The following is a 26,793-nucleotide window of genomic DNA, read 5'->3' as shown; positions in this document are numbered from 1 at the left end:
GTCCCTTACTGAATAATAAATTACTAGTAGGTGAATATTAATGAAATACTATAATAAAACGTCTTTCATCTCATTTTTAATTATATTTATTATATGCTTTAATATAGTAACTATGAATACCAATGCTTGTGAACTAAAACCAGTAGCAGTTACATTATCTCAGGAATCTTTATTAACATTGACAAAAATTACTGAAACTGGAGATGTACCATCTTCATTGGGGGCATATTTTATTACTGTACCAGAAGATACACAGTCTATTAATGTGAAGTTTAATAGTTTATCAACTGATTCACATTTTATTGCACCTCGTGGTGCAAGAAAACAGATTTTTGGTGATAGTGTCAAATTAAATGCAAGAATATCAAGTAGAAATTTTTTGAAATATAATAATGTAAGTAGCAGACAGTTAAAACGTTATATCACCAACTGTTTTAATGAGGAAGCATTAGAATATACAATTAGCTTATCATACAAACCTGGATTCCCTATTAATCAAGAGAAATTACAAAAAGAATATACAGATATATATTTTGATCCTAATTTAAAATATCAAGAGATATGCATTTACGAATATAAAGTACCTATAAAATTAAAGGCAGTAATTCTTGTTCAGAAAGGTGAGTCTTCAACTGAAAAAATTGATGATTCCATTTTAAGAGAATATATTAACAAAGCAAGATTAGTATCATCTGAAACATACTATACAATTGATGATAGATATAATGGCAATGATTCATGTACGATCAATTCTAGCGACAAATCAAAAGGCTTTTATAATAATTTACAGATTCAATTAGCTAATGCAAGTAAGCTTTTCATTGATAATAGTTCTGAAAATGATTTATTAGCGGGTATTACTCAAGAGAATATTGATACAGCAACTAATAATCTTAGGTCGGCAATTAGTAACCTGATTCCAATAACTAATGTTAACCCAACACTTCTATATGAGGCTATAAAAAATGCAGAAAATACATATAATGATTCATCCATATATACAGCCAAGTCATGGTTAGCATATCAAAACGCAATGAATAATGCTAAAACAGTACTTATTTCTCTTTACATTCAAGATGGTGAAGATAAAGGTAAACCAACTGACATTAATAAAAACAGTTATCAACCTGAAGTTGATGCACATACTGAAAAAATAAGTAAAGCAATTACAGGACTAAAAAAATTAATAAATGCTAATGACCCTTCGGGTAGTGATTTAATTGATGCGGGGGAAAAATATGAGAACTTAAAAGCTTTAATAAATAAATTTAATCAAGAGGAACTTATAGAATGTGATTATACTTCAGACAGCTTTGCAGTATTTATCCAACAAAGAAATATTGCAAAAAAATGGTTAGAGGTAAATAATAAACCTAATGGTACAACTGGAATACCTGTATATGAAAGACTAAAGGAAGTTTACAACAATTATTGGAAATCATGTTATGGTCTGACATCAACAAAAGAAAAGATAAATGTATCTCTTAAGGTAATAGATACATCTGCTGCTAGAAAAAAAGAAGCTTTTGATACAAAATCAGGTATATATAATTTAACACTCTCTAGTGGCGCATCTCTAGAAGATGTTTTCAATCAGATTAAAGGTATTAATATACATGGGGACTATGGAATTTTTATTAATGGAATTATGGTTGATACACCAAGTCATTATTTTACGGGTTTATTTCAGTATAATCTTGGTAGCGATATAGGAAAAACATCATATCCATTTAGTAGTATTAAATTGCAAGATAAAGATAAAATCGTTGTAGCATATCTTGAGATACCCAGAAGAAAAACAACCAGTAGTTATGATTATGAAGGATATGAAGCATACAAAGTACTTCCATATGTTAGACTGTCAAGAATCACTAATGAAAATATGAATAATAATGTAGTAGAGGCAAGAGCGGGACAAGCAATTTCATTTACTGCAAGTTCAGTTGCTGCTAACCTTAGTGATTATACAGGAAAAGATGAACCTTTTACAGGAGCTACGGTTTTTGTAAGTTCTGCTGTAGAAGAAAAGAATAAAGTAACTACTGCAAATGAAGAAACTACTACAGTTACAGATGATAGTGGTAACTGTAATTATACCTTTTACGAGGAAGGTTGGCATTCTTTAAGTGTTCATCATAAGGAAGCAAATAATTTTGACAGCAAAAAGGTTACAGGAGTTATAGCAGGAGATACTATACTTGTACATGTAAATCCGTCTACAGAAAATGAAACTAAGATAATAAAAGATAAAATGCTCACTGAACTAGAAGAAGCATATTATTCATATAGACAAGCTAACTATGACTCTAATAAATGGAAGGAACTTTCCGGATTTTATGAAGACGGTAACAATAAAATTACTAATTCAGTAACACCATACGAAGCAAAAACAGCATTTGATACAGCGGTTAATGGTATGAAAAGAATAGAATCTATAGACCATAAAACAGTTATAACACCTATACGAGAAGTATTAAAATATTTGCCATCTATAGATGAAATAGACCAAAACAGGCTTTGCCAATCAGATATACCTAAATTAGAAGAACTATTTTCTAAATACAATACTTTGACAGAATATCAGAAGAAGTTATTCACATTTTTAGAGGACAGACATATTAAATCTCTATTAAAGGCATACGCAGATTCTAATAATGGAGATAATTTACCAGAATCAGAAAAATATAAGCTTACTATCATTGATGAAACTAATAAGTTTAATCAATCCAATGAACATTTATATTGTATGGTAGATGGTAATATCATAAGTTCTGCTAGACCAACAAAAATTGTTGGAGAAGTTAAAGCTAATATTAAAGTAGGTTTACGATACAAGGGAAGAAATATTGTAGGAGATACATGTGTAATAGAAAGTTTTTCAGATGATATAAGCGTTTATAAAATACATAGTCCTTATAATAGCATCCTTGGCGAATTTTTAATGCCTCATCACGACGTAACTATAATTGTAAGGTCAATAGGTGGTGACGAACCTACAATTGATGATGAAACAAAGTTAAACAATGCCAAAGATGCTGCTAGAAATGCTGTAATAGCGACTTATTCAAATTATCACAGTGAGGACTATTTGGAAGATGATTTCATTAGACTTACTCAGGCTAAAGATAATGGGATAACAGCAATTAATAATGCTGTTAATGTAGTTGCTGTAGCAACTGCTCGTAGAGTAGCACTTGCGGCAATGGCGACTATTCCAACAAAAGATGATAATTATGGTGCCAAGTTACCTGACTATGGAAACGTAATTGGAAAGGTAAAGATAACTATAGAAAATGAAACTTTCCCCAGTGGTGATTTTAAAGGAACAATTATAAATGGTTGGTATGATCTATGTGAAAATGATACCATGATGACAGTTGTTCTGAAAGCATTAGTTGTGAATGGATATAGCTGGGAAGGAACAGGTGGTATTAATTATGGTATTACCTACATATCATCCATAAATAAAGGAGATAAAAGTATGGGTGAGTTTTCAGGCGATAGAGGTTCAGGTTGGATGGGTACACTTAATGACTGGTTTGTTAATGAAGGTTTTCAATCTTTTAGAGCAGGAGCTTCCAATAAAGATTATAGTCTGGAAAACGGGGATGAAATTAAAGTAATGTTCACCCAAAACCTTGGGAAAGATCTAGGAGGTACATGGGGAAATTCTGATACATCATTGAAAGCACTTACTATTAGTGGAGGAAAACTATCACCAACATTCAATAAAAATACTACAGAATATGGACTGCTGATTGATGGTGATTCCAAAAATATAATGATTACACCAACAGCCTATAATAAAAATTACTTGGTTAAGACTTTTTTGAATCAATATAATTCAAGTTCAGCATATTATAAACGTACCGAAACCGTATCTGTTAAAAATGGTGATATCATTTATATAGGTATAGGTGAGAATTCGTGGCCATCAATGAATAAGCAAGGCGAAGAGGCAAGAGAGTATGATGCAACAAAATATACTATAAGGGTATATAACAGTAAAGCAAATTATGTAAATAAGCTGATTGAAGGATTACCTACACAAAATAAAATAAAACTATCTAATTATAAGAATTATGAGGAAGTAGTTAAGGCAGCTAGAAGTACCTATAACAAATTGTCATCAAATGATAAGAAGAAAGTAACGAATCTAAGTAAATTAGTTGATGCAGAAAATCAGTTGTTATTCTATGGAGAAACCTATAATGTTAAAATACTCCTTAAAAAAATTCCTCTAGCAGGTAGAGTAACATTAAGGCATAAATCAGAAGTGATGGCAGCAGATTCTGCATACAAGAAACTGTCATCAGAACAAAAATTGTACATAACTGTTGCAGATGTAACCAACTATAATGCAGCTATTGAACGATTAAAAGAACTAGGTGCCTTCAACTCAGATAATACTTCACCTTCTGTAATAATGGGTAACACAGAAGAGCTAGAAAAAGAAAAGGAAGAATTTATCAAATTAAAACCTGAGGTTAGTATTTCAGGTAATACAGCAACATTAACTATAACTGGTAGTCAAGCAAAAAATGCAATTGATGATATTAAGAAGAATCAAGCTGAAGAATTGATTATTGAACCAGTAATTAAAAAAGATGTAGATAAAGTGGTTGTAAAACTGGCTAAATCCATAATTAATGATTTGGCTAAGAATACATATGCTGGATTAACTGCTAAGTCACATGTTGCTGAAATAAAGATCTCTAATAAAGCTTTAAGCTCAATAATAGAATCAAGTGGTTCTAATGTAAGTATAATTGTAGAGCAGACGGATAAAGAACAGTTATCTAATAAAAATAAAGAATTAGTTGGCGATAAGCCTATATATAACTTATACATAAAAGTAGGTAATAAGCTAATCACTAAGTTTGTAGGTGATGTCACAGTATCTTTGCCTTATATACCAAAGGAAGATGAAGATATTAATAAGCTTTCAGTTTACTATATTACTGATAATAATAAGGTGGCTAAAATGGCAGGGGCCTACTATGATGATGAAAGTGAAAGTATGATATTCAAAACAGATCATTTTTCTACATTTGCAATAGTTTATGATAGACCTAATGAAAATATGACTCGTGGTATGTTTGTAAATGTAATTTATAAAATGTCAGGTGATCTACAGATAACAGGGGATAACTTATTCAAGGATATAAAAATTGGTTCAACCTATTATAAATCTGTAGTATGGGCTACTTATAGTAAAATAGTAAATGGTTATTCGAATGATTCGTTTGGGACAAATGATAATATTACTCGTGAGCAAATAGCTACTATGATGTATCGTTATGCAAAATTAAAAGGTTATAGAACAACTTCAACTAGCGATATTTCAATTTATACTGATAATCATATGATATCAGAGTGGGCAGTCCATTCAATGAAGTGGGCGGTTAGTAATAAAATTATCAGTGGTTCAACTGAGAATATGCTTGTACCACAAGGCACAGCAACGAGAGGCGAGGTAGCTTCTATGCTTAAGAGATTCATGGAAAACATAGTAGAATAATCATAGTAATAGTCTTGGAATATGGGTGACAGCGTTAATTTATACGTTGTCCCTCTAGTTTACTTTGTAAATATGTTATGAGGAGGAAGAAATTATGAAGTTACTTAGAAAAGGTATAAGTTATTTACTGATTTTTACTATGTTATTAAGCGTTAATTCTTATGTTTTCGCCACAAATACAAGTGAACTTAATGCTGCCATTACAGATACGGGAAAATATATCTATAAAACAGTAAAATCACCACAAGTAGGCTCAATTGGTGGTGAATGGGCTGTATTAGGACTTGCAAGAAGTGGTTATGATATACCAGATAAATACTATAAAAATTATTATAAGACTGTAGAAAATTATGTGAAAGCTCGCAAAGGAGTTTTGCATAAGAAAAAATACACTGAATATTCAAGGCTCATTGTTGCCCTTACTTCCATAGGTAAAGATCCTTCAGATGTAGGAGGATATAATCTATTAACGGCTCTTGGTGATTATGATAAAACTATATGGCAAGGAATGAACGGACCTATATGGGCACTAATAGCTCTAGATAGTGGTAATTACCCAATGCCTAAAAATAAGAATGCCAAGGTGCAGGCAACAAGAAATATGTACATAAATAGAATTCTAGAATGTCAGTTAGCTGATGGTGGCTGGTCACTATTTGGTGGAACTACATCCCAAAGTATTGGTGACAGCGTTTCAGATCCAGATATAACAGGTATGGCACTTCAAGCACTAGCAAAATATCAGTACAAACCAGAGGTGAAAAAAGTATGTGAAGAGGCTCTTGTATGTATGTCAAAAATGCAAAATAGCCAAGGAGGTTTCTCAAGCTGGGGTACAGCTAATTCTGAAAGCTGTGTTCAAATGTTGGTTGCTCTATGTGAGTTAGGAATTTCTGTAGATGATAGACGATTTGTGAAGAACGGTAATACAATGCTTGATAACCTTATGACTTTCTATAAAAAGGGTAATGGATTCCTCCATACAAAAAATGGAAGTGGTTCTAACCAAATGGCAACTGAACAAGGGTTTTATGGACTTATAGCAGTACAAAGAGTATTAAAGGGTAAAGAAAGTCTTTATCGCATGAGAAATAAACTTGATATAGGAGAAACAAACAGTACAGCTAATAGTGTAGGACTTGAAAATAAACATAAAGATATAAAAAAACTTAGGATAACTAAGATGGGGAAGACTTTCATAGATATCAAAGGACATGAGAATCAATCAGCCATTGAAGCACTTGCATCAAGAGAAATTATTAATGGAAAGATTAAAGATTCATTTGAACCAGATGCAACTATGACACGAGGAGAATTTGCTTCTATCATTGTCAAAGCATTAGGTCTTAAACCAAAAGCAATAGATAACTTTATAGATGTAAAAAAAGATAAGTGGTATGCAGGTTACATAGGTACTGCTAATACATATGGCATAATTTCTGGAAAGTCAACTACAACCTATTCTCCAAATGCTATTATCACTAGAGAAGAAGCAGCAGTGGTAGTAACAAGAGCAGCAAAACTCTGCGGTATGAATACACAATATAATACTATGGCAGTTAGAGATATCTTGTCTCAGTTTATTGATTATGTAAAAGTTAACAAATGGGCGAGACAATCATTAGCTTTTTGCTATGACAAAGAAATATTGGATTCTTCTACCATGGAAATATTGCCTAAAGAACCAATCAAACGTTGTGAAATAGCTAGGATGATATATAACATGTTATATAATGCAAGGCTCCTATAGGGAGGGTATAAAAAATGAAGTTAAATAAAACTAAAGTAAGTGTATTTATTATAATTATTGCTGTACTTGCTGTCGCTTTTTGGTGGGGAGGGAATGCCCCTGGTTTACAAGGATGGAATGTATCTACTGATAATTCCAAAGAGTTGGAATCACGTCCTGGTGGTCTGAAAGGTTCGAGGACAGCAGAAGAAAAAATAATTCTTGCAAAAGAATTGACCAATTGTTCTTCACCAGGAGTTGAAAAAGGTGATACTGATTATTCTGTTTCCCTAGGTATGAAGATTGATGAGGATACAGGCAAAGATAGATATCTTACAGATCCTGTACCTGAAGGAAAACCTGTACCTATTGAACCTCAAAACATAGAAATAACTGATAAAGAGCTTACCTGCACATTGTCAGTACGTTGTGATACTATATTAGATAATATTAATTGGCTTGATAAAGAAAAAGTTGAGCTAGTACCAGAGGATGGAATAATTTTTCAACAGGAAAATGTCATTTTCTATGAAGGAGAAAGTGTTTTCAATGTATTAATCAGAGAGATGAAGAAGAACAAGATACACATGGAGTTCGTTAATACTCCTATGTATAATAGTGCATATGTTGAAGGAATAAACAACCTCTATGAATTTGATTGTGGTGAATTGTCAGGGTGGATGTATAAAGTCAATGATTGGTTTCCCAACTATGGCTGTAGTCGTTATCAGTTAAAAGAGGGGGATGTAATAGAATGGGTATATACTTGTAATCTAGGAGTAGATGTAGGTGGGTATTCAGCGTTGGGAGCAGATTCATGAGAAGTGCTTTTGAAGGATATCATCCTATTGTAAATTTCGTCTACTTTACCTTTGTATTCATCTACTCAATGATTTTCATGCATCCTCTTTGTTTAGCTATTTCATTGGTATGTGCATTTTCTTATTCAGTGACACTTAGGGGAAAAAAAGCTATACGTTTTAATCTACTATATCTTTTACCTATGATGATAATAGCTGCACTAGTTAATCCAGCATTTAACCATGAGGGTGTGACTATACTTACTTATCTAGACAGTGGGAACCCTCTTACACTAGAATCAATTACATTTGGTATCGCCGCAGCTGTTATGCTTGCATCTGTAGTCTGTTGGTTCAGTTGTTACAATGTAATCATGACCTCTGACAAGTTCATATATCTCTTTGGTAGAGTAATACCTGCATTGTCTCTTGTTTTATCCATGGTGCTTAGATTTGTACCTAGATTTAAAGCACAGCTTAAGATAATATCTAACGGACAAAAATGTATCGGAAGAGATGTATCACAAGGCAATATCATAAATAGAGCTAAATATGGAATAAGAATTTTATCAATCATGATTACTTGGGCATTGGAAAATGCTATTGAAACAGCAGATTCCATGAAAACTCGTGGTTATGGGCTTAATGGAAGGACAGCCTTTTCCATCTATTATTTTGATAGGAGAGATAAAAAAGCATTGATTATTATTGGTGGAACAGGGTTATATGTACTTGTAGGTTCTTTACTCGGTGGAGTCTGCTTTCGGTATTTTCCAAGTATGAAGAGTGTAGATATAACACCTTATTCTATAAGTATTTTTACAGCTTATCTAGTACTCTGCATTTCACCAATAGTAATAGAAAGTTGGGAGAATAGAAGATGGAAGTTATTACAGTCAAAAATTTAACTTTTACATATCCAAGGGTAAGTAATCCAGTATTAAAAAACATTGATTTATCAATAAAACAAGGTGAATTTATAACTATATGCGGTAAATCAGGATGTGGTAAGACTACTTTGCTTAGACATCTAAGATCTACCCTTATGCCATGTGGTACAAGAGAAGGTGTGGTTTATTACGAAAACACACCACTTGATAATCTTTCTCAAAGACAGCAGACAGAGAGAATAGGTTTCGTAAGGCAATCACCAGATAATCAGATTGTTACTGATAAGGTGTGGCATGAACTTGCTTTTGGATTAGAGAGTCTTGGTTATAGAACACCTGAAATAAGAGGAAGAGTATCAGAAATGGCATCTTTCTTTGGTATACAGACTTGGTTCCATAAGAAGGTGGCAGAGCTCTCAGGCGGACAGAAACAGTTACTTAACTTAGCCTCTGTCATGGTTATGCAGCCATCTGTAATTATACTAGATGAACCTACTAGCCAGCTTGACCCTATAGCTGCAACAGATTTCTTAGAAACCATAAAAAAGATTAACAGAGAATTAGGAACAACTATAATACTTACAGAACATCGTTTAGAAGATGCACTCCCAATCTCAGACCGTGTGATAGTCATGGATGATGGTAGTATAATTGTGGATGATACTCCAAGAATGGCAGGACAGAAACTAAAAGAGTTGAATCACCATATGTTTATTGCTATGCCTACACCTATGAGAATCTATGCAGGTATAAATAATGATTTGGAATGTCCTATTACCGTACGTGATGGACGAAACTGGATTAATGAATATGCTAAGAACAACACAATAGATAAAAACATAATAGATGAAAATATAATCGTCCAAGATAATCTCAATGATAATAAAAAATATATCATAAAAATGGATGAAGTTTGGTTTCGCTATGAAAAAGAACTACCAGATGTAATAAAAGGGTTATCCGTTAATATATGCGAAGGCGAACTTTTTGCAATTGTAGGTGGAAATGGCACAGGTAAAACTACTACGCTATCTATTATAAATGGAATATTAAAGCCTTATAGAGGAACTGTAAAAATATATAAGGATTCAATTATAAATAATAAAAAGGAATTACCTTCAATTAATTTTATTGGAGTCCTTCCTCAAAATCCTCAGTCATTATTTGTCAAGAAAACTGTAGAACTGGATTTATATGAAATGCTCTCAGGAAGAAAAATTCCAAAAGATGAACAAAAAAATATGGTAGATACAGTATCTAAGTTATGTGAATTGAAATTTCTTTTACATATGCATCCATATGATTTATCAGGGGGAGAACAACAAAGAGCAGCTCTAGCAAAAGTATTACTTTTGAGACCTAAGATTCTATTGCTTGATGAACCAACTAAGGGTCTTGATGGGCATTTTAAGAAAAAACTTGCAGATATACTTAAGAAATTACAAGGAGACGGTGTTACATTAGTTATGGTATCCCATGATATTGAATTTTGTGCAGGACATGCTAGTCGCTGTGCCATGTTTTTTGATGGACGAATTACAAGTATTGATACACCAAAAGCTTTTTTTTGCGGTAAAAATTTTTACACTACTGCCGCTAATCGTATGTCAAGAACGATTCTACCAAAAGCAATTCTTGCAGAGGATGTTATCCTAGCCTGTGGAGGTAAAACAAACACTAATGATTCATTAAGTATAGAAGATGAAATTATGTGTTCAAATATTAATGATGAAGTACCAAATAGGGGTCAAAAATCTAGGTTGAAAAAAATGTACAAAAAGAAAGATGTTTGTATATGTAGATTAACACCCACACGTATAACAATAGCCGTTGCAGGGTTAATAACATTCATCTTAACCACTATTTTCCTATGGAATAAATATAATAATTGGAAAAATTATTTAGTTCAATTCCTACTAGTTATTGAACTTGCAATAACCCTTACATCTATAATCCCAGGAAAAGACCTAGATGCTCCTGATTACTCTATACAGGATCCAAAAGGAAAACGAAAATTAACAAAAAGAACTCTTATAGCTATGGTTATGGTACTTATAGCAGTGCCTCTAACTATATATTGCGGTGTATTTTTCTTAGGAGACAGAAAATATTACTTTATAAGCCTAATGATATTATTAGAAACAATGCTACCATTTATATTCGTATTTGAGAGCAAAAAGCCTAAGGCAAGAGAAATCATTATTATTGCTGTTCTCTGTGCTATTGGTGTAGCTGGCAGAGCTGCATTTTTCATGCTTCCTCAGTTTAAACCAGTCATAGCTATAGTTATTATATCCGGTGTATGCTTTGGTGGCGAAACAGGTTTCCTAGTAGGAGCTGTTACAGCGTTTACCTCAAATATGATGTTTGGTCAAGGAACATGGACACCTTGGCAGATGTTCGCATTTGGTATAGCAGGATTCCTAGCAGGAATATTATTTAGTAAAGGACTAATAAGAAAAAAACGCAACTCACTATGTATATTTGGAGCACTAACTACATTTTTTGTCTGTGGCTTTATACTGGATACCGGCTCAGCACTAATGTGGCAAGCAAAACCCACTATAAAAAGCATGATAACTTATTATACAACAGGTATTCCCTTCAACATTATTCATGCCACAGCAACCTCTTTTTTCCTATGGTTTGTATCAGAACCCATGATTGAGAAACTAGACCGAATAAAAATAAAATATGGACTTATCAATTGAAAATTTTAAATACTGATCTTTATGATTTTACATAACGACCTCTTATAACCAATAGTTGGTGTACAACAGAACAAAACACTTTTTCTGACCTACTTGTTTTATTGATATATACTAACTTATATGATAATATGATACTTGTGGAAAAAATTATTGCTAATATTTACAAACTAATAATTTTTCCCACGTTTTTGTAGTTGAAGTAAAGGAGGTACTAAAATATGTTTAGTAAATTACATAGCAAAGATAATATTAAAAACCCAGCAATATCATATAAAAATCAAATTTTTAACAAAAAAAACAAGAATTTTTATATAAAAGCAATGATACTAATAATTGTTGGTTTGATAAGCTACTTTTTCATAGCTAATAATGAAAAATATTACAATAAAACAATAGGAAAAGTTATAGCTGTTAAGGAAACAGAAGGCAATACCGAATATATTAAAAATCAGCATATAAATACAATTATAATGAATGGCAAACATAAAGGTGAAGAACTAGAATTTGACAATTTGGCATCATATTCCAAAATATTCGATATAGACTACAAAATAGATGATAGAATATTTATATCAATCACTGAAAATGAAAAAGGAAATATAATTTCTTCGTACATATTAGGTTATAAACGTGATAAATATCTAGGATATATTGCAATAATATTTGTTGTACTGATACTATTAATAGGTGGGTCAAAAGGTTTTAAGTCATTGACAAGTGTCATTGTAAATATTCTGATTTTCTATAGCGTTATAAAACTATATTCACATGGCTACAACTTATGGGTTATTACTACTATAATGAGTATCATATTTGTAATTATATCCATATTGATTGTAAGCGGATTCAACAAAAAATCACTATGTGCCATAGTTGGAACAATGATAAGCATTATAATAACAATGGTAATTACAGCTATAGTCATGGCTGTAACTAATTCTAAGGGAGTTTACTATGAAGAAATGGAATTTCTAATGACTTCTCCAGAACAAATATTTTTTATCGGGCTTATGATAGGTACTATTGGAGGGATTATGGATATAGCCATAACCATGTCATCAGCAATTAACGAACTATATTATAAAAATCCTGATATAGAAAGAAAGATTCTAATAGAATCAAGTATGGAAATAGGAAAAGATGTAATGGCTACTATGGCTAATACTTTAGTTTTTGTATATATTAGTGGAAGTATACCAACTATACTTTTTTGGTTAAGAAATGGACTTTCACTTTCGTATATAATTGGTATTGGAATTAATCTTGAAATAATACGAGCTCTTATTGGAAGTATTGGTGTAGTAATTAGTATTCCTATTACTATGTACATTTCTGTTATACTTCTTAAAGAACGTAAGATAGGGGTGAATTAGATTATGAGTGTTATAGCAGTATTGTTGATAATATTATTTTTGTTGATGTATGTAGTTGGAAGAGATAGAGGAGTAAGATCATTTTTTACAGTATGTTTTAACTTCCTTATATTTTTTATAATGGTTATTTTGATAGCTAACAAGTTAAATCCTCTTATTGTGACTATAGTTATATGTATAGTTATTAGTTCCATAACTCTATTTTATATTAATGGTCTTAATAAGAAAACCGTAGCATCTTTAATATCTGTTACCATAGTTGTTCTATTTACAACACTTATAACCTATAAAATGGGAATGGGAGCAAAGATACAAGGGTTTGGAAAAGAACAATATGATTCCATTTCTTCACTATCCTTATATATTAAGCTTGATTTTTCAACTATAGTCATATGCGAAATATTAATAGGATTATTAGGTGCAGTAATTGATGTATCTATCTCAATATCATCATCTATGAATGAGCTATATAACACAAACTCATTAATTACTAAAAAAAGTTTATTTGATTCAGGTATGAATATAGGTAAAGATATCTTAGGAACAATGACTAACACATTATTTTTTGCATACATAAGTGGATTTATGGCATTAATAATATATTTCAGCTCTCTCCATTATTCCATAGCGGATATCTTTAATAACAAGGTATTCTGTGCAGAAGTTTTTCAGATTCTATGTAGTGGAGTAGGAATAATACTAATTATACCAGTGACAGCTTTGATAACTTCACAGATTTTATTTAATAATAAATAAGTAAAATAGATATATCAGCATTAATCTACTGTAGAAATGATATTTAAAAATATAGATGAAAAGAATACATTGATAATAAAATTATGATATTATATGAATATATATAAATATAGTGATATGGAGGTTGGTGAAATGAAGTATAAAGTTGCATTTGTCTGTGTTCATAATTCATGTAGAAGCCAGATGGCTGAAGGGTGGGCTAAAACATTAGCCAATGATGTATTCGATGTTTACTCAGCGGGAACAGAAGAGTATCCAGAGGTAAAACCAAAGGCTGTACAAGTAATGGAGGAAGTTGGAGTAGACATGAGTTCTCATAAACCCAAATTACTATCTGATATTCCAAGTGAAATAGATATTCTGATAAAAATGGGGTGTAATGTCACTTGTCCTTATTTGCCTAATAAACATACTGAAGATTGGGGACTTACTGACCCGTCAGGTGGAGAATTAGAGGACTTTAGAAAAACAAGAGATATGATAAAAATAAAAGTAGAAGATTTAGCAAAACGTGTCACTAATGGAAAATTATCTTTATAGATTGTGTTTATATTAATCCCCTAAATATGGGATTATAAGACTTATTTAGGGGATCAAATGATAATTAAATAAATTTACTTTGTTGGAGAAATTCAATATATCTAATAATGTGGCGTAGAAATTTAGGGGATTTATCTGATAGAGAATCTATAATTTGCTCTATTAATGCATTTGATGTAGGGCTAGATGATGTAATTAATAGTTGATTTGGTGTTATTTCTAGAACTAAGCAGATTTTCATAATTGTTTCCAAAGAAGTTGTTGTATTACCTCTTTCAATATTTCCAATATACTGTATAGATAGACCTGTCAATCTAGCTAGTTTTTCTTGTGTCAATTCTTTTTTTAGTCTATAGTGTTTAATATTTTTACCTAAAAGGTTTAAATCTACTATTTTATTTTGCATTTAATAAAATGCCTCCTTTCATAGTTATAGGATATGATAAATCACAGTTTTAATAAGCAACTATAAAGAGTAATTACTCTTTATAGTTTGCTTTTTTTATGGTATAATAAGTGAATAACCCTAAATAGTACATATATTAATCCATATAGTTGATGTTATATTTATATCTAAAAGAAATAACTAATGATATAAATATAAAGTAATGTATTGATTTGTTTATAATGCAATTATTATATTAATATATTGTAATTTTGAAATATAATCAATGGAATATAAAGTAATATTACATTCTAACTATATAGAAAGGTTAAAAAAACTTTTAATATACAACAAAGGAGAAGCGATATGTTTAAGAGTATTAAATTCAAATTAATGGCGTATTTTACTATAATTATAATAGTAATAAGTGGTGGTGTTGGGATTATAGCGTGTATGTCATCAATAAGTTCACTTCAAAAAACAGTAGATAATGAATTAATAGAGTTAGCTAAAGGGTATAGCAACTATATTGAATCAGAGATCGCCATAGCAAAAGTAACAATGAATGGAGTAGCTAATAGAAATGTAATCAAATCTTGGGATTGGAATCTACAGAAAAAAGCTATTTCTGCTGAGGTTGATAAAAATGAAATGTTTGCAGGAATGTTTATTGTAGATAAAAATGGGATGGCACATTTTACTAATGGTAAAACTGCAAATGTCAGTAATAGAACATATTTTAAAGAAGCAATGAAAGGAAAGACATATTTTAGTGATCTATTATTCAGCGATATAATGGGAGGTATTGAATTTTTTGTAGCATCTCCTATTAAGAATAATGGAATTGAAGGAGTCGTTGTTGGATTTGTTAAGCCACAATATCTTTGTAATTCAATAAAAAATATAATAGTTAGTGACAGTGGTGGAGCTTTTATTGTTGATGGGAAAGGTAATACTATAGCCCATAACAATTTGGATATAGTTTTAAAACAAGATAACGTATTAAATAATCAAGAAGAAGGTTCAGAACAGATAGCTAAGCTTGTTGAAACTATGATTAAAGGAGAAGCGGGAACGGATGAATATGTATATGAAGGAAATACATATTACTGTGGATATCATCCTATAGGCGATAGATGGAGTATAGCTGTTAAAGCATCAAAAAATGATATACTTGCTGATGTTATAAAACTTAAAAGAAATCTTATATGTATTACTATTATATCATTAATAATTACTATAGCACTAGTATATTTTATTGGTAACTTATTTACGAAACCCCTTATATTAGCAACTAAACATGCTGTAACCATGTCAAAGTTAGATTTGACAGAAAAATTACCCGATAAGTTTTTGAAGAGAACAGATGAAATTGGGGACTTGGCAAGGGCTATTGATGTTATAACTGAAAATGTAAAAAATATAATGAAAGATATTCAAGAACATGCTTTTAATCTGAAAGATTCTTCTATAAAATTATCAGATGCAATTAATGAAAACACAGCTATTTCAGAAGAAATTTCAAAAATTGTTGGAGTAATAGCAGATGGAGCAACTACACAGGCTAAGCAATCGGATAGCGTAGTTAGGGAATTATCTCAGCTTGGTGATCTTATAACTGAGTCTCAAGAATTAGCACAAGAAGTCAATACAGGTACAATTAATGTAAAAGATGTGAATCTTAAAGGTAGAAAAATAATTGATACACTAAAAAAAGAATTCGAGTTAAATGTAGATGTTGCTAAAAAAGTTAATAGTAATACCCATGAGTTGGCTCAACAATCAAAATTAATAGAAAATATATTAGTCGTCATATCAAGTATAGCTAATCAAACTAATCTACTTGCACTAAATGCCACTATAGAAGCTGCTAGAGCAGGAGAAGCAGGAAAAGGTTTTGGGGTTGTTGCAGAAGAGATAAGTAAGTTGGCAGAGGATACAAAAAAAGCTACAGAAGAAATTTCTGATATACTTAATAAGATGACAAATGAAATTGTTGTTACTAATAATAACATGGATGAAGCAGGAGAGATAGTAGGTAATGTAGATAGGTATTTGGATAAGACTGTTTCAACTTATGATATAATTGAAAATTCAACTGGGGATGTGATTGAGTTATTCAAGCAGTTGAACAAAGCACTAATTCGAATAAGTGAAAATAAGGACAAGACTTTTTCATTTGTTGAGGAAATCTCAGGGGTAACCCAAGAGGCAGCAGCATCTACAGAGGAAGTAAATGCTTCTGTTGAAGAACAGACGGCATCTATGGAAGAAATAACTAAGTCTAGCGAAAAGCTAGCTGATATTGCAATTACAATGGAAAAACTCTCTGAGAAATTTATCATATAGAATATATAGCAATAAATAAAGATATAGTTTTAACATAGTAATTTAACAAATTAAATTTTGTATTTCCCCTTAATTCTTAATATTAAGAATTAAGGGTCTTTTTTTAAAGGATAGGTGAATAATAAGAATCGAACATTTAATCTGATAAAATAGTAGTATTAAAATATCTAGGTTTATCATTTGCAACCTAAAAGTGTATCTGTGGATACACTTTTTATTATGTAGGTATGTTATAATATGAAAACGATAATGATAATTAATATCAATAACGTAAATTATTTAGAAGGAGAATTAATAAAATGAAGAGATGTATTATTTTTTTGTTAATGATAGCTATTAATCTAAGTATTATAACTGGATGCAGCACATCAAAGGTGACTGAAAAGGAGGTTGAAACTGATAATAGTATTAATGGACAAAAGGAGATTACTGTTAAGATAAGTGGACCCAAATCACCAGCTATTATACCATTACTTAGAATAATAGATACTAATGGACTAGGTGAAAATGTGAAAATAGAGCTTAATCTATACCATAGTATGGAAGAAATGGTTACTCTAGCAACTGACAAAGATAATGCTTTTATGGCACTACCTGCACATACAGCGTCTGTTTTATACAATAAGGATATTGATATAAAACTATTAAATGTAGGAATTTGGGGATGTATGTATTTAACCACAATAGATGCAGAGTGTAAAGGCTGGGAAGACCTAAAAGGTGGTAAATTATATATTCCAGGGAAAAATTCACCACCAGATATGATTACAAAATATTTCTTAAAAAAGAATAACTTAGAACCAGGAAAAGATTTAGAGATTGTATATTCTAACCATACAGAAATTGCTCAATTATTGGAGTTAGGGAATATAAAACATGCTATTGATGCAGAACCGTTTACTACACTGCATAAAGAAACAATAGATGGATTTAAAGTAATCAGTGATTATTCAGAGGAATGGAAAAAAACTGAAGGCGAAGAATATAAACTTCCAGCTTTTGGTATAGTTGTAAATGGGGAATTTGCAGCTACTAATAAAGAGATAGTTGATAACTTTAATAAAAGCTATGAACAAGCAGTTAAATGGACAAATGAAAATCCTGAACAAGCTGAATTATTAGCAATCAATCAGCTAAAGACAAAACCTGATTTGATTGAGAAAGCAATACCCAACATGTCATTTATATATGAGTCAGCTGAAACAGCAAAAAAGAGTCTGGAAAAATATTTTAATATATTAGTAGATTATAAAGCAGAGACTGTCGGAGGGAAAATTCCAGATGAGACTTTCTATTACAAACACTAATAAAAAACCTAAAATACAGTGGACGGATATTATTTTAATAATAAGTATCATTCTTATATTATGGCAGGGTTTATCTATGTTATATCCACCTCTGATTTTACCTAGTCCAGCATTGACTTTCAAGTCGTTTTTGGATATTTTGCATGGAGATAATTTATTGCTCAATATAGGGGTTACATTACATAGGTTGATTGTTGGATTAATGGGAGCTTTGTTAATAGGTAGTATCATAGGATTCTTTATTGGTATTAATAAAAGAATAAAACGTGTATTAGAACCTCTGATATATATACTACAATCAATACCACCTATATTATTTATGACACTTGCGATGATATGGTTTGGCTTAGATGGACAGGCAACAATTTTTATTGTATTTATTGTAAGTCTGCCTATTATGGCAATAAGTATAAAAGAAGGATTTGACAACATAGATATGAAGTTAATTGAAATGGGTAAGATCTTTCAGTTTTCCAGGTTTAAAATTGTAAAAGAGATTATAATCCCATCATTAAAAACATATTTCAAGTCTGGACTTATAATACTCATAGGATTAGGCTGGAAGTTAGTGATTATGGGTGAGGTTTTGAGTTCTGGAACAGGGCTAGGTTCACAAATTACTGAAGGTAGACTGAATTTGGAAACAAATAAAGTGTTTGCTTGGAGTATTATTGTTATTGTTTTATGTTATTTATCACAAAAAATTATAGATTATGGATATAAATTAATGGATTATAAAGGGAAGATGATATAGATGCTGAAATTTAATAAGATTGAAAAATGGTTTAATGATTTATGTGTTCTAAAAGATTTTTCTATGGATATTAATAGAGAAGAAATAGTTTGCATTATTGGACCATCAGGATGTGGTAAATCAACACTTTTGAATATCTGTTCTGGGATACTTGAGCCTTCAAAAGGAACAATAATAAATAATAGTTCTAACATTAGCTATGTATTTCAGGAGGATAGATTATTACCATGGAAGAATGTGTATGATAATATACATATAGTTAATAGCAGTTCTTCCAGAGAACAATGTATGGATTTACTTAAAAATGTTGGATTAGAAGGTTTTGAAAAGCACTATCCTTCTCAGTTAAGTGGAGGAATGAGGCAAAGATGCTCTATTGCCAGAGCTTTTAATTTTGAAGCTGACTTACTATTAATGGATGAACCTTTGAAATCATTGGACTATACATTGAGGCTTAATATGATAAAGTATATATTGAACTTATGGAATAATACCAAGAAAAACATAATTTATGTAACTCATGAGATTGATGAAGCTATTCTTCTAGGAGATAAAATATTAGTTTTATCAAAGAGACCATCAAAGGTAATAAAAGAGTTCAAAATCAATACACCAAAAGGTGCAAGAAAGTTAAATGATGCAGGTCTAGTAGAAGTACGAAGCCAAATCATTGAATTATTGCAAATGAATATGATATAACAATAAGTATATAATAGTAAAAGATAGACTTTGTTTATAGGTTATTGAATCAAGATTATGATTCAAATACTTTGAAACAGAGTCTTATAATTTTAAATATCATCTAGTATATGTTCCAATTGATCTTTTTTTAGTACTTGAATTTGTTTATTAGTTATTTTGATTATCCCTTTGTCTATTAAGTCTTTTAATTCTCTTGATAGTGAAGAACGAGATACGTTTAGATGTTCTGCCCAAGCTTTCTTGGAATAAGGTAAATTGATAATGTTCTCATCAGGTTTAAGGTTGCATAATAGAGAATAAGCTATCTTTTGTTTTATTGAAGAGTAAGAAAACAATTCAACTTTTTTATTCAGCTTCATTACGCTTTTGGCAAAGGTATTCATTATGTTATAAGCAATGATACTATCTTTAAATAATACATCTAAGACACTTTGTCTACTAATCAACATGATATCACATTTTGTTTTAGCAATAACATCAAATTTGGAAATAGGAATATCAGAAAAAGCTAAAGCACCGCCAAAAACTTCTCCTTTGTTTTTATATAAAACATTAAAATATTTACCAGATTTTAGGTTGTTCTGTACTTCAATACTCCCACTCAAAACAATGCCAATATAAATAGGACTTTCATCAGCTCTAAAAATAAAATCATTCTTATGATAAGTTATTATCTTATATTTAGTCTTTGACAATGTATCAATAATTTCATTTTTGCTTTTATTTTTAAATAGTGAACAAGATGATAGGATATTTATATATTTTTTCATGATACACCATATATAATAACAAATTTATTATATTTCCTTTCATAATATTTTTGCTATAATATTTAAGAACAATCATATTAATGTAATACATTATTATATCATAAACAATATTATATAGTAAAGTAATTTTTAAGTTATTGGATATATGTTTTTCTGTCATAATATGACATAAATATATCAATATAATAATAATCAATACTAAAAGCATTAGATTATAACACAAAGGGTGAAACATATGATTAAGAGATTGTTAGAATTAATTATTATATTAATTGGTGTAAGTGTTTTATCTTTCACTTTTTCCAATATATCTTCTATTGACCCGGCTGAGGCATTTACCAGAAGAAGCATAGTAAATCCTTCAGAAGAGCAGATTAATGAAATAAGGCATAAAATGGGTTATGACAAGCCAATGTATATGCAATATGTACATTGGTTTAAAAATTATAATATGGAAAATAACTTCAGTTATTAGATCAGATATAGAACTAGCCTGTGATACATATGTTCTTGATAGATTAGGCGAGGACAATGCAATATCATATGGGAATAATAATGATTAATAAGTTTAAAAAAAATACATATAAATTTACAGCATTATCTATAATGTCAGCATTATTGATTGGAGGCATAGTGCTAACTAATCTGACTTTCATCTTTGCTTGGATTATGATAAATTTGATTTTGTAATAAGGGTTGATAAAGTTGAAGTTGATATGTATAAAATGATATTAATCAACCAATAAATATTATTTAAAAGAATATACATAATTATAAGAGTTTTATTTCTCTAAGGAGAATAAAGCTCTTTTTTAGTGTTAATTACTATAAATAATGAATTAAATGTGTTGAATAAGATTCAAGGGAAATATATTGAACTTAATGAAATGTATATATAGATGCTCAAGTAATTTGTACAAAGTGAACAAAGTTGGACAATTTTGTACAAAAGTATTTGAAAATCATTTTCAATATGATATAATGTATTTATTAAAAGACTAGAAAGGTGATGCTCATGGAAGAAAAATATTACACTATTGATGAGGTTGCTAGCAAATTAGAAGTTCATACCAAGACCATAAGAAGATATATATATAGTGGTAAAATACAGGCTTTGAAGGTAGGTGGACAATGGAGAATATATGAAAGTGCATTGGACAAATACTACGAAGACTCAAAATGCGCATGTGGAAATGGTGATGTCAGCCAAGATGATTTCTGTGTATTTATGGATGGACAAAATAGGACAACAGAAGACAAGCTTCAAGTGTGTAGTATCATAGACTATTACGTTAATGAACAAGAAGAAGCCAAACCCATTGCCCATGAAATAACAGATGTAATAATGTCTATGGAAGGGCAAAACCAATACAAATTCAATTATATATATGATTCAGCAGAAAAACGAGCTAGATTTGTTTTATGGGGGAATGCTACTTTTCTAGAAGAAGTAGCCAACCGTCTTAAAAAATTTCAATAATAAATGTAAATTACGAGATTGGAGGTTTGATGTTATGAAAACAAAAAAAACGTATAAAGTAGAAGGAATGCATTGTGCAGCTTGTTCAGCAGCAGTAGAGCGTGTAACTAAAAAAATAGATGGTGTTTCTTCAGTTAGTGTTAATATAAACACTAAAAAAATGCAAATAGAGTATGACAAAGATGTAGTTGACAAAGGCAAAATCTTTGAAGCAGTTGAAAAAGCTGGATTTGTGCCTTTAGAAGATTCAGAAGAAAAAAAGGTTGTAATACCAATAGAAGGAATGCATTGTGCAGCTTGTGCCAAAACAATTGAAACAGGTGTTAATAAATTAGATGGTATTTTAGATGTATCAATAAATGTTCTAGCCAACAAAGCATATATAAAATATGATGTTAAGAAAGTAAGATTATCAGAAATTAAAAAAGCAATAATTAAAGCAGGATTTATCCCTAAGGAAATAGAACAGAATAATGATGCTGAAGAAGATAATTCTAATAATATAGAACAGAAGAAAATGTGGTTTAGATTAAAGATCGCCATAGGATTTGTTATTCCTCTTCTATATATATCCATGGGACATATGATAGGATTACCAATTCCTAAATTCATCAATCCTATGTATGAGCCACTTAATTTTGCACTTGCACAATTTATATTGCTTATACCTATAGTTGTAGTTGGTAGATATTTTTATAGTAGAGGGTTCAAAGCTCTATTTACCGGGCATCCCAATATGGATTCACTTATTGCAGTAGGTACATCTGCGGCGATAATATATGGTATAGTTGCAACATACCAAATAAGTATTGGACAAGTTCACTATGTAAAAGACTTATATATTGAATCAGCAGGTACTATTATAGCATTAATAATGCTTGGTAAATCCTTAGAGCATCGTTCTAAAGGAAAAGCATCTGAAGCCATCAAGAAATTAATAGGACTTAGACCAAAAGAAGCCTTAGTATTACATGGAACTGAAGAAATACGTATGCCTATAGATGAAGTAGAAGTAGGGGATATCGTTCTTGTTAAGCCAGGTGAAAAAATTCCTGTTGATGGACGTGTAATAGAGGGAAGTAGTTCTGTTGATGAGTCAATGATAAGTGGTGAGAGTATACCAGTAGAAAAAAATATTGGAAGTAATGTTATAGGAGCAAGTATTAATAAAAATGGTCTGTTGAAGATTGAAACTACCAAAGTAGGTGATGATACAGCACTTGCAAAGATAATCGATTTAGTTGAACAAGCCCAAGGGTCAAAAGCACCAATTGCAAAACTGGCAGATATCATAGCAGGATATTTTGTACCTATTGTAATTTCTATTGCCGTATTAGCTGGAATAGCATGGTATATAGGAACTGGTGATTTAGAACTTACTCTTAAGGTATTCATATCTGTTCTAGTTATAGCTTGTCCTTGTGCACTTGGCTTAGCTACACCAACGGCTATTATGGTTGGAACTGGTAAAGGCGCAGATGAAGGAGTTCTCATCAAAAGTGGAGTAGCACTTGAAACTGCGCATAAAATAGATGTTGTCGTTTTTGATAAGACTGGTACTATTACAGAAGGTAAGCCAGTAGTTACTGATCTGATAATTAAAGATTATGATGAAAAAGAGATATTGAGATTGATTGCTTCAGCAGAAAAAGGCTCAGAGCATCCTCTAGGTGAAGCCATAGTTCATAAAGCTGACTTAGATAATATAGAATTAGTAAATGATATTGTAGATTTTAAAACTATTTCTGGTCAAGGTATAAAAGCTGTAATAGAAGGTAAAGAGCTATTATTAGGTAATGAAAAGATGATGAAAGAGTTTAATATCAAAGAGTATGATATTAGCAAAGGTGAGGACTTGGCTTCTCAGGGTAAAACACCAATGTTTATCGCTATTAATGGAAAATATGTTGGTATAGTAGCTGTAGCAGATACAGTTAAGCCAGATAGTAAAAAAGCTATTGACCATTTACAAGATATGGGTATAAAAGTAGCTATGATAACTGGCGATCATAAAAAAACAGCTGAAGCAATAGCTAAAGAAGTTGGAATAAGCTTAACTATAGCAGAAGTTTTACCAGAAGATAAATCTAGAGAAGTTAAAGCTCTGCAAGATAAAGGATATAGAGTAGCAATGGTTGGTGATGGTATCAACGATGCCCCAGCATTAGCACAGGCAGATATAGGGATAGCTATAGGGTCAGGAACTGATGTAGCTATGGAATCAGCAGATATAGTATTAATGAAAGATAGTATTGTAGATGTTATAAAAGCAATAGAGCTTAGCAAAGGGACTATTAGAAACATCAAACAAAACTTATTCTGGGCATTTGGATATAATACATTGGGTATACCAATAGCAGCAGGATTACTTCATGTATTCGGCGGACCTTTACTTAATCCAATGATTGGAGCTGCCGCAATGTCATTTAGTTCTGTATCAGTGGTTACGAATGCTCTTAGATTAAGAAATATTAAGTTGTATGATATATAGATTATTAGAGTAGCATTTTAGTAGAGTTTTAATTAAATTTCTCTTTAATTAAGAATGAGGATTCACGATAATACACTTTTTTATTAATGTATTGAGTGAACCTCATTTTAATTACATATTTGTTTTAATTATTGGTTACTGTATGATTCAAGAATTTCTTATGGGTGTGATCAATACCGATAGCTCCAAGTGGAGCTGTTATTATAATGGCTAGAACAGCTACAGTGAGAATGGTATTCCCAGATTCAACACCTTTTTGTAAAGGTATAGCTCCAATAGCTGCTTGAACAGTTGCTTTAGGCAGATAAGCTATGGAACAAAATAGTCTTTCTTTTTTATTCAATCTGGATTTCAATAAACATATATTAACACCACAGATTCTGAATACTAGAGCACATAAAACAAGTAGTATAGAGATTAAACCAGCATCAGCTAGATATCTAATATCTACAGCGGCACCAACTAATACAAATAATAGTATCTCAGCTCCTACCCATATTTTTGAAAACTTAGTCATTAACCTTCTAGCCAGTACATTATAGGATTCAGATATAGTTCCACCTAGAGCCATAACAGCTAGCAAACCGGATATTGGTAATATAGGTTTTACAAAACCCTCAAGAGTTACAAATAAAAATGAAATACTAAGTATTATAAGTACTTTGACAGTATCTCTCATATGAAGTATCTTTACTATCCAGATAAGAACAATACCTGTTAGTATACCAAGTAATAATCCCAGTATTATTGACAGTGGTACAGATAATAAGTTTGAAGTGTCAAATCCTTTTCCGCTATACATTCCTAAAAAAGCAGTGAATAAAATAATAACATAAATATCATCAACAGATGAACTTGCCATTATCAACTGGGGTATGCTTTTATTATTTCCATAACCATGTTCCATTAGGCTAATCATCCTGGGTACTACTACTGCTGGTGAAACAGCTGCTAATACAGTACCCATGATAGCTGCTTCAATATAGCTTATATGAAAAAATATTGGAGCAATTACTATTACGGCTACTAGTTCCAGTGTTGCAGGGATAAAACACATTAGTATGGCTTGTTTACCAACTTTCTTCAAATCTCTTATATCAAGAGATAAACCAGCCCTAATGAGAATTACTATCAAGGCAATTTCTCTAAGATCACTAGAAATATTAAGTATTTTTGGTGAAATAAGGTTAAGTACAAATGGACCAAGAATTACGCCGGTTAATATCATACCTAATAGTCCTGGTAGATTTAACTTGTTAAGGATTCCACTTAATGCAAATCCTAATATTAAAATTAATGATAAACTAAATAACATCTAATAATCCTCCTTTGGCATATAAGTAAAATAATATATTCTATACATTAAAACATATTATATACTAATAAGCAATAGCTATAGCTAATTTGGAAATGACTAGATTTGCAGATATATTGGTAATAGGATGAAAATAATTGTTTGTTGTATATATGTGAAGGGATAATTGTGTATTATAATTAATTTAGTTATAATTGGGTTAACAGTAGTATATAATAAAAAATATTAGAAAGTAAAAGGTTGACAAAAACGTATATATAGTATACGATGATAGTATGAAAAAGAATATGGAAGAAGCAATTGAAAAATTTATGACTATGACAGAAAAAATATCTAATTGTGGTAAAAGTCCTCGTAATTATGGAACAGATGTAGACATATATAGAAGTGAAATCCATATAATTAAATTAATAGGAGATTATGCTAATCTACATGTTTCAGAAATAGCGAGAAAATTTGGAGTTACTAAGGGAGCAATCTCGCAGTCTCTAAAAAAACTAGAGAGAAAGGGGTTAGTTGAAAAATACCTTGATGAAACAAATAATACAAGGTTGTTAGTAAAGTTAACAGATAAAGGTGAAATAGCATATTTGAGCCATGAAGAACATCACAAAGTATCTGATAAAGACATATTACAATATCTATACGAATTAAGTGACCATGAATTAGAAGTAGTAGTAACATTTATTGAAAAAACAAGTGAAATGGCAGAACGGCATCTATAATATTTTTTTTACCTAAACGTATACATACTATACGTATGATTATTATAAATATAAGATAATCTCTCGGAATCTTGAGAGATCATGTCAGCAAAGCTGACAAAAGCACTTTGACAAGTAAATATTGTCTGAATTACAAATAAAAGTAGAAAAATGGGTAAAAGAAATAGACATAACTGCTGTTATGCTTTAAAATAG

19 protein-coding genes are annotated in these 26,793 nt (G+C 30.8%); 16 read left to right on the top strand and 3 right to left on the bottom strand.

What is annotated here, in order from left to right:
- Positions 1 to 40 precede the first annotated feature (40 nt).
- The 8 genes from N4A55_RS02835 (at position 41) to N4A55_RS02800 (ending at position 14,320) form a co-directional block, all read left to right on the top strand.
- On the top strand, positions 41 to 5,521 hold the full coding sequence (locus N4A55_RS02835; protein WP_293753971.1) for an S-layer homology domain-containing protein: 5,481 nt from the start codon (positions 41 to 43) through the stop codon (positions 5,519 to 5,521).
- A 94-nt stretch (positions 5,522 to 5,615) separates the two neighbouring features.
- Entirely contained in the window at positions 5,616 to 7,271 is a 1,656-nt protein-coding gene (locus N4A55_RS02830; RefSeq protein WP_293753970.1) for an S-layer homology domain-containing protein, read from the top strand.
- 14 nt (positions 7,272 to 7,285) lie between these two features.
- Positions 7,286 to 8,071 (top strand): DUF4430 domain-containing protein, encoded by a 786-nt coding sequence (locus tag N4A55_RS02825; RefSeq protein ID WP_293753969.1) that lies wholly within the window; start codon positions 7,286 to 7,288, stop codon positions 8,069 to 8,071.
- Positions 8,068 to 8,958 (top strand): energy-coupling factor transporter transmembrane component T, encoded by an 891-nt coding sequence (locus N4A55_RS02820; protein WP_293753967.1) that lies wholly within the window; start codon positions 8,068 to 8,070, stop codon positions 8,956 to 8,958. Before N4A55_RS02825 ends, N4A55_RS02820 begins: the two co-directional genes overlap by 4 nt.
- A complete protein-coding gene (locus N4A55_RS02815; RefSeq protein WP_293753965.1) occupies positions 8,931 to 11,651 on the top strand; it encodes an energy-coupling factor transporter ATPase in 2,721 nt (906 codons plus the stop codon). The genes N4A55_RS02820 and N4A55_RS02815 overlap by 28 nt, the downstream gene beginning before the upstream one ends.
- A gap of 218 nt (positions 11,652 to 11,869) precedes the next feature.
- Positions 11,870 to 13,024 carry a YibE/F family protein gene (locus tag N4A55_RS02810; RefSeq protein ID WP_293753964.1) on the top strand — a complete coding sequence of 385 codons (1,155 nt, stop codon included), beginning with the start codon at positions 11,870 to 11,872 and terminating at the stop codon, positions 13,022 to 13,024.
- Positions 13,025 to 13,027: 3 nt separating this feature from the next.
- Positions 13,028 to 13,780, top strand: a complete 753-nt coding sequence (locus tag N4A55_RS02805) for a YibE/F family protein (protein ID WP_293753961.1) — start codon at positions 13,028 to 13,030, stop codon at positions 13,778 to 13,780.
- Between the two features lie 132 nt (positions 13,781 to 13,912).
- Positions 13,913 to 14,320: an arsenate reductase ArsC gene (locus tag N4A55_RS02800; RefSeq protein WP_293753960.1), complete on the top strand. Its 408-nt coding sequence runs from the start codon at positions 13,913 to 13,915 to the stop codon at positions 14,318 to 14,320.
- Positions 14,321 to 14,384: 64 nt separating this feature from the next.
- Here N4A55_RS02800 and N4A55_RS02795 read toward each other — a convergent pair whose 3' ends face one another.
- A complete protein-coding gene (locus N4A55_RS02795) occupies positions 14,385 to 14,726 on the bottom strand; it encodes a helix-turn-helix domain-containing protein (RefSeq protein WP_293753957.1) in 342 nt (113 codons plus the stop codon).
- 345 nt (positions 14,727 to 15,071) lie between these two features.
- On the opposite strand from N4A55_RS02795, the gene N4A55_RS02790 reads away from it, so the two are divergent.
- From N4A55_RS02790 to N4A55_RS02775, 4 genes are all read left to right on the top strand, one after another.
- Positions 15,072 to 17,054 carry a methyl-accepting chemotaxis protein gene (locus N4A55_RS02790; protein WP_293753956.1) on the top strand — a complete coding sequence of 661 codons (1,983 nt, stop codon included), beginning with the start codon at positions 15,072 to 15,074 and terminating at the stop codon, positions 17,052 to 17,054.
- A 299-nt stretch (positions 17,055 to 17,353) separates the two neighbouring features.
- Entirely contained in the window at positions 17,354 to 18,361 is a 1,008-nt protein-coding gene (locus N4A55_RS02785) for an ABC transporter substrate-binding protein (protein WP_293753955.1), read from the top strand.
- Entirely contained in the window at positions 18,336 to 19,115 is a 780-nt protein-coding gene (locus N4A55_RS02780; RefSeq protein WP_293753953.1) for an ABC transporter permease, read from the top strand. The genes N4A55_RS02785 and N4A55_RS02780 overlap by 26 nt, the downstream gene beginning before the upstream one ends.
- Positions 19,116 to 19,814, top strand: a complete 699-nt coding sequence (locus N4A55_RS02775) for an ABC transporter ATP-binding protein (RefSeq protein ID WP_293753951.1) — start codon at positions 19,116 to 19,118, stop codon at positions 19,812 to 19,814.
- A 92-nt stretch (positions 19,815 to 19,906) separates the two neighbouring features.
- On the opposite strand, the gene N4A55_RS02770 is transcribed toward N4A55_RS02775, so the two are convergent.
- On the bottom strand, positions 19,907 to 20,587 hold the full coding sequence (locus N4A55_RS02770; protein ID WP_293753950.1) for a Crp/Fnr family transcriptional regulator: 681 nt from the start codon (positions 20,585 to 20,587) through the stop codon (positions 19,907 to 19,909).
- Between the two features lie 235 nt (positions 20,588 to 20,822).
- On the opposite strand from N4A55_RS02770, the gene N4A55_RS02765 reads away from it, so the two are divergent.
- The 3 genes from N4A55_RS02765 (at position 20,823) to N4A55_RS02755 (ending at position 24,558) form a co-directional block, all read left to right on the top strand.
- The gene (locus N4A55_RS02765) at positions 20,823 to 21,062 is read left to right on the top strand and encodes a hypothetical protein (RefSeq protein WP_293753949.1); all 240 of its coding nucleotides are present in this window, start codon (positions 20,823 to 20,825) and stop codon (positions 21,060 to 21,062) included.
- 540 nt (positions 21,063 to 21,602) lie between these two features.
- Positions 21,603 to 22,067, top strand: coding sequence for a helix-turn-helix domain-containing protein (locus N4A55_RS02760; protein WP_193774364.1), 465 nt, complete (start codon positions 21,603 to 21,605; stop codon positions 22,065 to 22,067).
- Between the two features lie 34 nt (positions 22,068 to 22,101).
- Positions 22,102 to 24,558, top strand: coding sequence for a heavy metal translocating P-type ATPase (locus tag N4A55_RS02755; protein ID WP_293753946.1), 2,457 nt, complete (start codon positions 22,102 to 22,104; stop codon positions 24,556 to 24,558).
- Positions 24,559 to 24,682: 124 nt separating this feature from the next.
- Here N4A55_RS02755 and N4A55_RS02750 read toward each other — a convergent pair whose 3' ends face one another.
- A complete protein-coding gene (locus N4A55_RS02750; RefSeq protein ID WP_293753945.1) occupies positions 24,683 to 25,873 on the bottom strand; it encodes a cation:proton antiporter domain-containing protein in 1,191 nt (396 codons plus the stop codon).
- A gap of 275 nt (positions 25,874 to 26,148) precedes the next feature.
- On the opposite strand from N4A55_RS02750, the gene N4A55_RS02745 reads away from it, so the two are divergent.
- A complete protein-coding gene (locus N4A55_RS02745) occupies positions 26,149 to 26,598 on the top strand; it encodes a MarR family winged helix-turn-helix transcriptional regulator (RefSeq protein ID WP_293753944.1) in 450 nt (149 codons plus the stop codon).
- The last annotated feature ends 195 nt before the right edge of the window (positions 26,599 to 26,793 follow it).

Source organism: Vallitalea sp., assembly GCF_025211055.1.
In the GTDB taxonomy this organism is placed as follows: Bacteria; Bacillota; Clostridia; order Lachnospirales; family Vallitaleaceae; genus Vallitalea.
Note: the sequence above shows the minus strand (reverse complement) of the source record. Positions and strands in the feature narration are given on the sequence as shown.

What these genes read in the sequence shown, in the direction of transcription:
- N4A55_RS02835 (WP_293753971.1), top strand. Translation starts at nt 41, where the DNA reads ATGAAATACTATAATAAAACGTCTTTCATCTCATTTTTAATTATATTT.
- N4A55_RS02830 (WP_293753970.1), top strand. Translation starts at nt 5,616, where the DNA reads ATGAAGTTACTTAGAAAAGGTATAAGTTATTTACTGATTTTTACTATG.
- N4A55_RS02825 (WP_293753969.1), top strand. Translation starts at nt 7,286, where the DNA reads ATGAAGTTAAATAAAACTAAAGTAAGTGTATTTATTATAATTATTGCT.
- N4A55_RS02820 (WP_293753967.1), top strand. Translation starts at nt 8,068, where the DNA reads ATGAGAAGTGCTTTTGAAGGATATCATCCTATTGTAAATTTCGTCTAC.
- N4A55_RS02815 (WP_293753965.1), top strand. Translation starts at nt 8,931, where the DNA reads ATGGAAGTTATTACAGTCAAAAATTTAACTTTTACATATCCAAGGGTA.
- N4A55_RS02810 (WP_293753964.1), top strand. Translation starts at nt 11,870, where the DNA reads ATGTTTAGTAAATTACATAGCAAAGATAATATTAAAAACCCAGCAATA.
- N4A55_RS02805 (WP_293753961.1), top strand. Translation starts at nt 13,028, where the DNA reads ATGAGTGTTATAGCAGTATTGTTGATAATATTATTTTTGTTGATGTAT.
- N4A55_RS02800 (WP_293753960.1), top strand. Translation starts at nt 13,913, where the DNA reads ATGAAGTATAAAGTTGCATTTGTCTGTGTTCATAATTCATGTAGAAGC.
- N4A55_RS02795 (WP_293753957.1), bottom strand. Translation starts at nt 14,726, where the DNA reads ATGCAAAATAAAATAGTAGATTTAAACCTTTTAGGTAAAAATATTAAA.
- N4A55_RS02790 (WP_293753956.1), top strand. Translation starts at nt 15,072, where the DNA reads ATGTTTAAGAGTATTAAATTCAAATTAATGGCGTATTTTACTATAATT.
- N4A55_RS02785 (WP_293753955.1), top strand. Translation starts at nt 17,354, where the DNA reads ATGAAGAGATGTATTATTTTTTTGTTAATGATAGCTATTAATCTAAGT.
- N4A55_RS02780 (WP_293753953.1), top strand. Translation starts at nt 18,336, where the DNA reads ATGAGACTTTCTATTACAAACACTAATAAAAAACCTAAAATACAGTGG.
- N4A55_RS02775 (WP_293753951.1), top strand. Translation starts at nt 19,116, where the DNA reads ATGCTGAAATTTAATAAGATTGAAAAATGGTTTAATGATTTATGTGTT.
- N4A55_RS02770 (WP_293753950.1), bottom strand. Translation starts at nt 20,587, where the DNA reads ATGAAAAAATATATAAATATCCTATCATCTTGTTCACTATTTAAAAAT.
- N4A55_RS02765 (WP_293753949.1), top strand. Translation starts at nt 20,823, where the DNA reads ATGATTAAGAGATTGTTAGAATTAATTATTATATTAATTGGTGTAAGT.
- N4A55_RS02760 (WP_193774364.1), top strand. Translation starts at nt 21,603, where the DNA reads ATGGAAGAAAAATATTACACTATTGATGAGGTTGCTAGCAAATTAGAA.
- N4A55_RS02755 (WP_293753946.1), top strand. Translation starts at nt 22,102, where the DNA reads ATGAAAACAAAAAAAACGTATAAAGTAGAAGGAATGCATTGTGCAGCT.
- N4A55_RS02750 (WP_293753945.1), bottom strand. Translation starts at nt 25,873, where the DNA reads ATGTTATTTAGTTTATCATTAATTTTAATATTAGGATTTGCATTAAGT.
- N4A55_RS02745 (WP_293753944.1), top strand. Translation starts at nt 26,149, where the DNA reads ATGAAAAAGAATATGGAAGAAGCAATTGAAAAATTTATGACTATGACA.